The sequence below is a fragment of the Spirosoma flavus genome (genome assembly GCF_054778555.1).
Genome location: NZ_BAAGZL010000006.1, coordinates 204192 through 216219 on the forward strand (window position 1 = coordinate 204192; position 12028 = coordinate 216219).

Annotated in this window: 10 protein-coding genes; 7 read left to right on the forward strand and 3 right to left on the reverse strand. The window is 49.2% G+C overall.

Features of this window, described 5'->3' with window-relative positions; translation table 11 throughout:
- Nucleotides 1-20: 20 nt before the first annotated feature.
- Both ACYVF1_RS26280 and ACYVF1_RS26285 read right to left on the reverse strand, forming a co-directional pair.
- Complete coding sequence (locus tag ACYVF1_RS26280) at nucleotides 21-167, reverse strand: hypothetical protein (RefSeq protein ID WP_461084574.1); 147 nt, start codon at nucleotides 165-167, stop codon at nucleotides 21-23.
- A 32-nt stretch (nucleotides 168-199) separates the two neighbouring features.
- Nucleotides 200-676, reverse strand: coding sequence for a pPIWI_RE_Z domain-containing protein (locus ACYVF1_RS26285; protein ID WP_461084576.1), 477 nt, complete (start codon nucleotides 674-676; stop codon nucleotides 200-202).
- 239 nt (nucleotides 677-915) lie between these two features.
- Here ACYVF1_RS26285 and ACYVF1_RS26290 point away from each other — a divergent pair, with 239 nt between their 5' ends.
- Together ACYVF1_RS26290 and ACYVF1_RS26295 are read left to right on the forward strand one after the other, a co-directional pair.
- On the forward strand, nucleotides 916-1920 hold the full coding sequence (locus ACYVF1_RS26290) for a helix-turn-helix transcriptional regulator (protein ID WP_461084578.1): 1005 nt from the start codon (nucleotides 916-918) through the stop codon (nucleotides 1918-1920).
- A gap of 275 nt (nucleotides 1921-2195) precedes the next feature.
- A complete protein-coding gene (locus ACYVF1_RS26295) occupies nucleotides 2196-3155 on the forward strand; it encodes an ABC transporter substrate-binding protein (RefSeq protein WP_461084580.1) in 960 nt (319 codons plus the stop codon).
- An 81-nt stretch (nucleotides 3156-3236) separates the two neighbouring features.
- Here the strand turns inward: ACYVF1_RS26295 and moaA are convergent, their stop codons facing one another.
- Nucleotides 3237-4217 carry a GTP 3',8-cyclase MoaA gene (gene moaA / locus ACYVF1_RS26300; protein WP_461084582.1) on the reverse strand — a complete coding sequence of 327 codons (981 nt, stop codon included), beginning with the start codon at nucleotides 4215-4217 and terminating at the stop codon, nucleotides 3237-3239.
- Between the two features lie 241 nt (nucleotides 4218-4458).
- Here moaA and ACYVF1_RS26305 point away from each other — a divergent pair, with 241 nt between their 5' ends.
- The 5 genes from ACYVF1_RS26305 (at nucleotide 4459) to ACYVF1_RS26325 (ending at nucleotide 11463) form a co-directional block, all read left to right on the forward strand.
- On the forward strand, nucleotides 4459-4998 hold the full coding sequence (locus ACYVF1_RS26305; protein ID WP_461084584.1) for a hypothetical protein: 540 nt from the start codon (nucleotides 4459-4461) through the stop codon (nucleotides 4996-4998).
- Between the two features lie 450 nt (nucleotides 4999-5448).
- Entirely contained in the window at nucleotides 5449-6570 is a 1122-nt protein-coding gene (locus ACYVF1_RS26310) for a hypothetical protein (protein WP_461084586.1), read from the forward strand.
- A 102-nt stretch (nucleotides 6571-6672) separates the two neighbouring features.
- Entirely contained in the window at nucleotides 6673-7569 is an 897-nt protein-coding gene (locus ACYVF1_RS26315) for a hypothetical protein (RefSeq protein WP_461084588.1), read from the forward strand.
- A 7-nt stretch (nucleotides 7570-7576) separates the two neighbouring features.
- Entirely contained in the window at nucleotides 7577-9124 is a 1548-nt protein-coding gene (locus ACYVF1_RS26320) for a vanadium-dependent haloperoxidase (protein ID WP_461084590.1), read from the forward strand.
- Between the two features lie 125 nt (nucleotides 9125-9249).
- Nucleotides 9250-11463 carry a TonB-dependent receptor family protein gene (locus ACYVF1_RS26325; protein WP_461084592.1) on the forward strand — a complete coding sequence of 738 codons (2214 nt, stop codon included), beginning with the start codon at nucleotides 9250-9252 and terminating at the stop codon, nucleotides 11461-11463.
- Nucleotides 11464-12028 lie beyond the last annotated feature (565 nt).

Below are 12028 nucleotides of genomic sequence, written 5' to 3' on the forward strand. Positions count from 1 at the left end.
TTCAGTTTGTGTGTTTACAGCTATTTTTTAATCCACTTCATAATTCCAATGCGCCATTGAATCATCCGACGTAGCAGAGGAGCCGTGCCGCTAATTACGCTGCACAGGGAACGTATCAAAAATGCGCTCACCCGTCCTCGTGCCATCGTGTTCGCCAGCGTCATCATTGATTTAATTAATTGATAATCAGATATCAATATTAACCGACCATCTGGCGTAATGTTATGATCCGATTCCGGAAAAAACCCACGGTTTTCTCACCAAACCGACTACGATCAGCGCTGATGTCGTAGGCCTGCAACCGGTCGGGAATCGTAGTGTAGGCATCCAGCAGCGCCGACCAAACGTTACGTTGCTGAATGTGGCTCAGCAGCATACGGCCGCGGTTCAATAGTTTATGTTGTTTAGGTGTCCAGGTCGGCCGATCCAGAAACGACGTACCGTTATCGGCCAGCAGGGAGGGCAATGCGTCGGGCGAAGCTGTTGGCAATAATTGCGACAACAGGAACAATCCCATTTCGATATCGAATAGTTGACTTGCCGACAACGTAGCGCGTTTACCAGTACGCGTAGCTGCCGATGAAGCTGACCATTGTGACGATGTATTCAGTGCCGTAAAAAGCGAGGGCGTATAGCCAGTTGAGCGATTCGAGTAGGTGTTCATAAGGGCGTTCATTAGTATTGTTATTTAAAATTCACAGAACAAAGTTCTACCGGCTAAAACGTAATCTTTTTACGTTCATCTTTTTTTGTGAAAATATTTTTCTTCAGTTTTGTGGAGTCGAGATATGAAGAAGTTATAAAGTTGTAAAGTCATAAGGTTGTAGAGTTAGCTCCGCACGCCAAACAACTCTACAACTTTATAACCGCACCGGCGGCCCGGCCTACGACTTTACAACCTTATAACTCCTTCCCATGCCCATAACCCGATCAGCCTTCCAGCGCTACCGTTTAATCGACGAAATCATCAGTCGATACCCGCGCCAGTATTCCAAGCAGCGCCTGTTCGAACTTTGCCAGGACAAGTGTGGCATTCGTTCTATTTCATCCCTGGAGAAAGATATTCAACGACTGCGCGAAGACCACGACGCGCCCATCGCCTACGACAAACGACGTAACGGCTATTACTACACCGATCCGCAGTTTCGGCTGCTACGTCTTATGCTCTCGCCCGACGATATGGAAGCGCTTGACTACGCGCGTGAAGTACTTACGGCCACACAGGGTGCATCGGTAGCGGGTGAACTGGCTAATGCGTTGCAGAAAGTGCGGCAGAGTCTGGATATTATTCGGGAGGTGAAAACCGAAACGCTGACCCGGCGCGTGGTATACGTAGAAGAGCGGATTCTGGGTGGCAACCGTCAATACGTACCGGTACTGATCCGGGCCATCAACCAGAATCGACAGATTTCGTTCCGATACAGTCGACATGATAGCCCCGAAGTTGACAATAAACTACGTACGCTGCACCCCATTCTGCTACGAGAAGTGGCCGATAGCTGGTACGTAATCGGGTACGATGAAGCCACCGGCAAAGAACGAACCTTCGCGCTGGACCGCATGCGTGACCTCGAACTGACCGACGATCTCTGCGAAGTACCACCAGCAGTGCTCACTAACGTAAGTGAGTTGTTCGAACATATCTATGGCATCACCGACAGCAGCGGGCCTGTGGAAGAAATTATGCTGTCATTTACGCCCCTATTTGGGCGCTACGTTAAAGCCAAGCCTATTCACCAGACGCAGGAGGTCTTACATGATAATGATACGGAATGCGTAGTACGGCTGCGGTTGGCACCAAACCGTGATTTACTGATGCACCTGCGCAGCTATGGTGAGCACCTGACCGTCTTGCAACCGGAGAGCTTGGTTCAGGAAATGAAGGAATCGCTGGCCACTACGTTGTCGCGGTACATGTAGAGACAAGGCATGCCTTGTCTTTCTAAGAACAGAATTTTTTGCAAAGAATTAGCCACTTTTCTACTACGTCGTGTAGGCTCGCAATGTCCTTCCTAAATTAAAAACATGCTATCTGTGGTATTATAGAAAGAAAAAGCAAAATAATTATACGACAAATTCACTCAAATACGTAATGGTTGCGTCTAAAGAAAACAAAACCTGGATCAGCGTATTAAGACTGTATTAAACCTTCCATTCGTTGAATTGTTAACTTAGCCGTAACACTGCCGCGCCGTATGAATACGCAAATTCGTTTAGCACTCGACCGTACACCTAATACGAACCATACCGGATTTTATGTAGCTCTGGCGAAGGGCGCTTATGAACAAGCCGGTCTCGACGTAGAGTTTATTATCCCCGATCAGGAAAAGTACCAGATGATGCCCTCCCGACGGGTAGCCCAGAACGATGCTCATCTGGCCATTACGCCCTCCGAAAGTGTAATCAGTTACCAGACCAATGGCACTCCGCTAATAGCTGTTGCTACGTTGCTGGCCCGTGATATCAGCGCTATTGTAACGTTGCGTGAAAGTGGCATTAGTCGCCCAAACCAGTTAGATGGTAAAGTGTACGCTTCCTATGGCGCTCGTTATGAAGATGATATCATTCGCCAGCTCGTACAGAACGACGATGGACGCGGTAATTTCGTTGCCCATAAAATACCCTGGACGGGTATCTGGAAAGCCTTACTTACCCGCGAAGTCGATGCCGCTTGGTTCTGGCTGACCTGGGAAGGTGTAAAAGCTGATATTGACGGTGTTGAACTGAACCAGTTTCTGTTCGACGAATACGAGATACCTTACGGTTACAACCCGGTGCTGACGGCGCATCAGGATTGGGCGAATCAAAATAAAGATGCCCTGAGTCGTTTTCTGGAAGCAACGGCGGCTGGTTTTCGGTTTGCCGTGAAAAATCCGGACGAAGCTGCTCGCATACTTATGAAAACAGCGAATCACCCGTCGCTGAGCAACCGCAACTTTGTGGAACAGAGCCAGCAAATGGTTTCGGGTTATTACATGGACGGCGATGGCCATTGGGGATTCATGCACCGAAGCGTCTGGATGTCGTTTGTAAACTGGATGATTCGTAACCGGATGCTAACCTCTCCCGAGGGCGAAATTATTCAACACATGGACGTTAGCACGCTTTTCACCAACGAATATCTGGAAGGCGTTCCAACAATTGTGAGACTGTGAAAAGATGTATGGAGTAGAATATATGGTACATGTTCTGCCGTTGCAATAACTATATCATACATCATATTTCATACATAATCCTCACCCTCCAATTGTCGCCATAGACTCGGTTACCGTGTCGCGTTGTTGTTCGGCTTCGAAGCCGTTGAGTGGGCGGTGGGCAAATGCTTTCTGGAAAGCGGCAATCAGTTCGGTATCCGATGCGCCCGAACGTAGCATGGCCCGAATGTCGAGTACGCCGTTGTCATAGAGGCAGGTTTTGAGCGTTCCCTGTGCGGTTAGGCGAATTCGGTTGCAGGTGCCACAAAAGGTGCGGCTAAATGCAGCAATTACACCAATTGTGCCGAGATGCCCCGGAACCTGATAATTGGCCGACGTCGAAAAAGGAGAATCAGGAAGTTTTTGTAAATCTGGAAAGTAATTGCGGAGCTCGCCAACGATACGTTGGTGCGTCCAATACAGAACCGGGTAATGGTTGCCCTCACCGTTGAATGGCATCTCTTCGATAAACCGTACGTCAACTGGATAGGAACGAGTAAGTTCAGCCAATGGGCGCAAATCCTCTATATTTTGCCCATCCATCACCACAGCGTTGATTTTTGTCTGAATTCCTGCACCCAGCAAGGCATCAAGGGTTCTCAGGACCGCAGGCAGTTCATCGCGTCGGGTGATTTTCCGGAACCGTTCCCGATCTAACGTATCGAGACTCAAATTCACGGATTTAACGCCCAAAGCTGCTAAATCCGCTACGTGTGGGGCCGTCAAAACGCCGTTGGTAGTTATCGATACGTCCGAAAGCCCGTCGATGGCCGCCAGCCGGTGTAGAAAATTCATCAACCCAGTCCGTACGAATGGCTCCCCGCCCGTGATACGTACCTTATGCACGCCCAACTGCGCCAGCACACGTACCACCCGCTCCATTTCCTCGTAAGTTAATACCTGATGTTTCGGAAGATACTTGATTCCTTCTTCGGGCATACAGTAGAAGCACCGCAGATTGCAACGGTCAGTTACGGCTAGCCGGAGGTACGTAATAGGGCGATTGTGGTTGTCGTAGATCATCGGTATCGGACTAACACAAAATTACAGCTTTTGATTACAGATGTAACGTAGAGATCAATCATACTGGCGTCTGCATATACTTTAAACTACGTGGGCCACTCCGTCCGATTTGTCGAAAACAAACGTCTAGTTATACACGCCGACGATGTAAGAATTACCTAAAAAAAGCACTCAACTGGTATGGCATATTATTTGTTCGAAAAATTATATTATTTTTGGAGAAACTTCACCGAATACTTTTGTGAGAAAAGCGGTTTCAATTGGTCTCTTTGGCTTGCTCCTCTACCACACGCTGGCGTATGTGCTGGTGTTTATTGGTACGTGGTGGCAGGCGGAACACGACCTGTCGGAACGGCTTCTAGTCTATCGCTCAGTCGATAGTATCGTTGAATTTCAGATTCCATTGAAAGATAAGCCCGACGCCAATGCCATCACCAGCACTACGTCGGATGGTTTCACGTATCGGGGCCAGTACTATTCCGTGGTGAGCATGGAGATTCAGGGCGATACGTTGCACATTGCTGGTCTTCAGTCGGAAAGCCATTCGTTCTGGCACAGCGATTTGCTGTCGTTTCTCAACAAACACATTACTGGTAACACCGATTCGCAGCAAAAAGCGAATCAATTACTGAAGTTTCTGCTGAAAGAATATTCGCCTAATCCGCGAGTTGTTTTTAGTTTTCTTGCTCCTCAATGGCGCGAGGCTATTCGGATTCCTGACGTCCTGTTTGTGATTGCCGCCCGCGCTCTGCCCGTTCACTCGCCCCCTCCTGAAGTCTGATTGGAATCATCAATCGTGTGCTAGGTGCCTGTTTTCTTCCGAAACAAGTCGGTTAATTAATGCCGTCCTGCGTTCAGGTTTATCGGCCTGACGAACGTACCGTGCTACGTTCCGGACTGAAAAATAGCGCATTCGACTCTTTTTTTCAGCGCTTTTATTGGCTATGTCTGTATGCGGACAATGGAAAATGAATGATGTAGAAATGGTAGGTATTCCACTTGGCCGTTACTCACAATTCATGCTCCTCTTTCCACTCAGCAGATTTCGGTACTACGTATCGAAAAGAGCATATGCTACTACGTCCTGAAAAGTTCTCCAGCTCACGATGAACGTAATGAATACCAAGAAACAATCAATGTCAATTATCTGACTATCAGAATAATTACTCATTTTGCATTTCCCATTGTTCATTAAAAACTCATTTCCTTTCCAATTCAGATAATCTTAGTCATGAAATCGATTTATACCATCGTTTTGGCGATTGCCTATACATTAGTTTATAATACAGAAACATCGGCGCAGGGTTGTGTGGCCGTTCGCCACATGAGCTGTTCAGCACCCGGCGGTGCTACGTCGGCCGATTTTTTTAAGCAACGTAGCGGCCACTGGCAGGTGTCGGCAGGCTATCGCTATTTCCGGTCGTTTCGCCATTACAAAGGCGATGTAGAGCAGACGGAGCGACTCGAACAGCATACTGAAGTTGTCAACGTATCACACGCGCTCGATCTGGGGCTGACTTACATGGTGAACCAGCGGCTGTCGTTTTCGGTGAATTTACCGATTCAATACAACGACCGCTCGTCGCTATATGAGCATTATGGCAATACGGTGGCGCAAAATCCGCAACAGAAGCGGTTTCACACTGGATCGCAGGGTATCGGTGACCTGCGTATTTCGGGAAGCTACTGGCTGATCAATCCTGTGAAACTTCCAAAAGTGAATCTGGCCGTAGGTGCAGGTATTAAGCTGCCAACGGGTAATTATGGCGTAACCGACGATTTCCACAAACTGACCAAAGAAGGCACCGACTACGTAGTAAATAAGCCTGTCGATCAGTCGATTCAGTTGGGAGACGGGGGCGTTGGAGCCAGCATCGAATTGCAGGGCTATGCTCAGATTACCAATACGTTGACGGCCTATGCCAACGGTTTCTACCTGTTCAATCCGCGCGAAACAAACGGCGTTGTTCGGAACCCCGAAGCGACGACCATCGATCTAGTAACTGGTTCGTTTTCAGTTGCCGATCAGTTTGCCGCTCGTCTGGGTTTAGCGCAATCCATCAAAGTAATTCCGGGGCTATCGGTCATGCTGGGTGGCCGGGTTGAGGGCGTACCGTCTACCGACGCATTCGGAGGTAGCTCAGGTTTCCGCCGTCCGGGATACATCGTGTCGGTAGAGCCAGGACTGTCGTATATGCGTAACAAAACGTCGATAGCGGCAACCGTTCCAGTGGCTGTGTACCGGAATCGTATCAAAAGTTTCTCCGATAAGCTCGATCCGCTGGGCGTTCGTCAGGGCGACGCGGCCTTTGCCGATTACCTGATTTCGGTTAACGTATCACGCTGGTTTTAGTAGCTGATTATAAGGCTGTCTGGAGCCAACTTCTGCGTTTCAGACAGCTTTCTCTGATTGCTTCACAACCTTGATAATTCGTTTTTTAGTAACTGTACATTTATGAAAACAAGTCTAAAGAGTCTGGCCATCGCTTTATTGATGGCCCCACTGGCGGCTCACGCGCAGATGCCTCATGATGCTATTTACATGCGTAAAGGGCAGGTATGCGTAGCGGCTATGTACGGACACAGCTCCTGGAAAGAGTACTGGGAAAACTCACTCAAACGCGAAAATTTTAATATAGGCACGCAAACCACCCAAAGTGTTATGCTCATGCCTGCCATTGGTATTAGCAACCGGGTCAACGTTATTCTCAGTATTCCCTATGTCTGGACCAGCACCAGCGCGGGCAATCTGATGGGGCAGAAGGGCATTCAGGACCTCTCAGCCTGGCTTAAAGTGAAGGCTGTACAAGTGGGTGGTTTTTCTCTGCACGGTGTTATTGGCGGATCGATTCCGGTTGGCAACTACGTACCGGATTTTCTTCCCATGTCTATCGGTTTGCAGTGCCGCACATTTACCGGCCGACTGATAGCGAGCTATAAGGAGCCCAAAACCGGGCTATACGTAACGGGGCATGGCAGCTATGGCTGGCGCAGTACGATAAAAGTAGATCGCGATTCGTATCAGGCCGATGACCGGATTTACAATACGAATTCGGTAAGCGTTCCAAATACCTACGATGCCGGTTTACGCCTGGGTGTACAGCGCAAAGGCTGGCAGACGGAAGTGTGGGCCGAACGTAGTTCCTGCTTGAATGGTGACAACATCCGTCGGAACGATATGCCGTTTCCGACCAATAACATGAAGGCTACGTCGGTGGGCTGGTACGGGAAAGTACAGCCACGTAACATCGGCGTTAACGCCCGCGTCGGCTACGTTGTCGACGGATTAAACGTAGGACAGAGCACGAGCTACACGGTAGGTCTGCTGTATCAGATCAATTTCAAAAAATAAGAGACCTATGAAACGCTATAAACAGTTGCTCGTGATCGGGAGTGCCGTTACTATTCTGGCCAGTTCCCTGATTTCCTGCGATAAAACCATTTCAGAACCCCAACGTGTTGGCTATACACCCGTTAGCGTAGACGAGAAAGCCGGTACGTGGAAAACCTACGTATTGACGTCGCCCACCGACGTAACGCTGGCCGCACCAGCTGCTACGTCATCGGCCGAATACCAAGCCGAACTGGCTGACCTGAAATCAAAATCGGCATCGCTGACGCAGGCTCAGCAGGAAGCGGTAGTTTATTGGGGTACCGGAGCCGTGTATCGCTGGAACGAAATTGCCCGCGAATTGTGCGCCCGTTATAACGTCCCACCCGCATCGACCGCCGATGGTAAGTATCCCGTACCGGATGCCGCCAATCCGCTGGCCGACCCTAAGTTTCCATTTGCCAACCCTCCATACGCGGCCCGTGCACTCGCGTATCTGGGTGTAGCTCAATACGATGCATTGGTAGCGACCTGGAGTGCAAAATACAAGTACAACCGGACCGCTCCATCGAAAGCCGACCCCAGCGTACGCGTAGCCTTATCGGCATCAACTATTCCGACGTATCCGTCTGAAGATGCCGTAGTGGCTGCTACGTCGGCGGTAATATTGAAAGCCATGTTTCCGGGTGAAGTTCCATTTATCGAAGCCAAACTGGCCGAACATCAGAACAGCCGGTTGTGGGCGGGCATGAACGTAAAGAGTGATTTGACAGCTGGCGTTGACCTGGGTAATCAGGTGGCAGCCAAAGTGATGACTCGCGCCCGCGCCGACGGAATGGGTGCCGCTAATAACCAGACTCTGACGGCGGGCATGATTGCAGATGCTCAAAAACGGGGTCTGCGTGAGGCCTGGGTAAGTCAGGAAACGCCAGTGCGGCCACCCATGCTGCCAAACTACGGCGCCGTTATGAACTGGAATTTCGACGCAGCTACCAGAATTAAACTGCGTCCTGAAGCACCACCAGCCCTCGATAGCCCTGAGTTCGCTAAAGCCCTGGACGAATTGAAATCGATTGAGAAAAATCAGACGCGTGAGCAGGCACGTATCGCCAACTATTGGGCCGATGGAGCAGGTAGCTACACCCCTCCCGGCCACTGGAATCGCATAGCCGCGAATGCTGCGCACGAAGCTCGCTACAGTGAGGTACGGATGGCACGCACCTTAGCCCTTGTCGGAACGGCGGTAATGGATGCGGGTATCTGCTGCTGGGACACAAAATCGTATTATTACTATCCGCGTCCGCAACAGTTTGGCGTGAAAACGTCGGTGGGTCTGCCAAACTTCCCGTCCTATACATCGGGCCACTCTACGTTCTCGGCGGCAGCGGCTGTTGTACTCGGAAGCATCTTCCCCGAACGTACCAACGAGTTCTGGGATCAGGCCAGAGACGCGTCAAACTCGCGTATTTACGGCCTCATTCACTACCGGTTCGATTGCGAAGTAGGCTTGGCCTGTGGAAAAAACATTGGTACTTATGCTGTTAACCGCGGAAAGGCCGATGGGTCCGGATTGTAATCAAAGTCAACAAATAATCAACGTATTGACTGAAATGGCTCAATAGTTGACGTAGCGTTACAGAACACAGATCCGCAAAATGTACTTTTTGAAAATCTGTGTTCTGTAACGAAATCAACGTATTTATGAAATTCAACAATACTGATAATGTTTATAGTAAACGAATAGTGGCGGGACTGACTGTCTGTATATTGAGTACACAGATATCTCTTGGTCAGCAGGAAAACGGTGATACGCTACGTTCCCATACCCTGAATCCGATTACTGTTCGGGGAGTCCGTTCAACCGTTATGGAAGCCCTTCCGGAGGTGCATGGTACGTACCTGATGGGCGGCAAACGTAGTGAAGTGGTCCGCCTTTCAGATGTTGATGTAAACGTAGCGGAGAAAACACCAAGACTCGTATTCTCCCGGATTCCGGGCGTATTTGTTTACGATATGGACGGTACGGGCAACCAAATCAATATATCGACACGTGGTCTTGATCCGCACCGTTCGTGGGAAAACAACATTCGGCAGAACGGCGTCATTACCAATTCCGATATGTATGGGTACCCAGCCAGCCACTATTCAGCGCCCATGGAAAGTATCGAACGTATTGAGTTAGTGCGTGGTACGGCTTCGCTGCAATACGGAGCGCAGTTTGGCGGTATGCTCAATTACGTAACGAAAGGGGCAGATACGACCCGGAAATTTGGCTTCGAAACCGTTAATTCCGTTGGCTCTTACGGCTTGCTGAGTACGTATAACGCCATTGGCGGTCGAGTCGGGAAACTAACGTATTACGCTTATTACTACCGTCGCCACTCCGATGGCTACCGGAAAAATGGCCGTTCGGAAGCCGAAGCTCAGTTTGGACGTTTGCATTTTCAGGCTACTAAACAACTGGGTATCACGGCCGAACTGGGTCGTTCTACGTACCTGTATCAGTTGCCCGGTCAGCTAACCGATGCCATGTTTGCGCAGGACCCGCGCCAGTCGACCCGGAGCCGAAACTATTTTAACCCAGATATTTACATTCCGTCGCTAAAGATTGACTGGCAACTGTCGGAACGCACGCGGCTGCTCTGGACAAATTCAGCCGTGTTAGGCGACCGAAACAGTGTGCTTTTTGACCGTTTGGCGAACGTACCAGATACCATCAGCCGCGTGACGCAGACGTATGCAGCCCGGCAGGTCGACATTGATAATTTCAACAGCTATACATCCGAACTCCGTGTACTGCATCGTTACCGCATCGGCTCGATTCAGGCGACGGCCGCTACGGGCGTGCAGCTGATTTCCACGGATTTACACCGTCGGCAGTTAGGCGTAGGAAGCACCAATACCGATTTCGACTTATCGCTGACCAGTCCGTTTCGACGGGATATGCACTTCCGCAGCAAGAACGTAGCAGTATTTGCCGAAAGTCAATTTTCACTGACAAATAAGCTTACTATCTCGCCGGGAATCCGTGTAGAGCATGGAAAAACGGAATTCCGGGGAACGATCGATTACTATGATGCGCTTAATCTGCCCACTGATATCAACCACAAATTTGCCCTGCTGGGTATCAACGCGCAGTATCGCGTCAATCAGTTTGTGAAACTGTACGGGGGCTGGTCGCAGTCGTACAGGCCAGTGATTTTCAAGGACATCATTCCGACATCTACCTACGAACGTATCGACAAAAATCTGAAAGATGCGTTTGGCTATAACGCAGAAGTGGGCGTTGATGCGCACTGGCAGAATCTGCACGTCAACTTAACAGTTTTTGACTTACTCTATCGCAACCGGCTTGGTACGTTGCTTCTGAATAATACGGATGGCTCGACCTATATTTTCCGCACAAACATTGGCGACAGTCGTAGCACCGGTGTTGAAGCGCTGATTGAGACACAGTTGCTACGTACCGAAAAAATCTTAATAAGCGGCTTTACGTCAACGGCTTATAATAACGCTCGTTACATTACTGGCCGGGTTTCGGCAGGAACCGAGAACCGGACGGTCATTGGCAATCAGGTTGAGTCGGCCCCTCGCTGGACCAATCGCAACGGACTGACTGCCCGCTATGGCACGGCCAGTCTGACGCTACAATACAGTTACGTTAGTGAAACATTCTCCGACGCACTCAACGCTTCTACCCCATCGGCCAATGGTGCGATTGGTCCAGTGCCTTCGTATGGTCTTTGGGATTTGAATGGAAGTTGGCGCATCCGGAAAGGGCTGCACGTACGCGGTAGTATCAGCAACCTGGCCAACAAGCAATATTTCACTAAACGACCGACATTTTATCCAGGAGCCGGAATCTGGCCATCCGACGGACGTAGCGCTGTGCTAACCGTTGGACTAACCATCTGATAGGTTAGCCAGAATTCCTTAGTGCTTTCGGATTAAGTTATCTAATTTTAGTACGATTTATTCAATCATAGGTTAGTTGCAGTACCCGGTTGCCTTGCGGCCGGGTACTCTTGTTTGGCACATATTAATTCAGGATAATCAATTGTGTATTCTGTCAAAATATTGATAATGAGACGTTAATATTTCCGTAAAAGATAGCTTAAAATGTAACTAATATAGAGTAATAGGAAAATTTATAGCATGGCTAAATTGGCAAAAACGACTCCAGGGTAGACTGAGTGTTTTGGATTTTTGCAAGTTTAACTAATAGCTTTTTCTTTGATTTGATAAGCAAATAGTAAAGACTCAGCAGCAAGAAAGCCAGTGGGAATTGTAGGCCATTCAACAACTTTTAGCGAAAGTCCTCAAAATCACGAAGGACCTAAATAATAGCAGCCAATAAGCCGACGTTGATTCTAGGTAAAGACTCAGTATCGAGGTCGGCCAGGCAGCAACGTAGCACCCCTTTTCTGTCCTTTTAAACAGAATTCTCTTCGCAAACGCCCATGATTCGGCTGAAAAACCC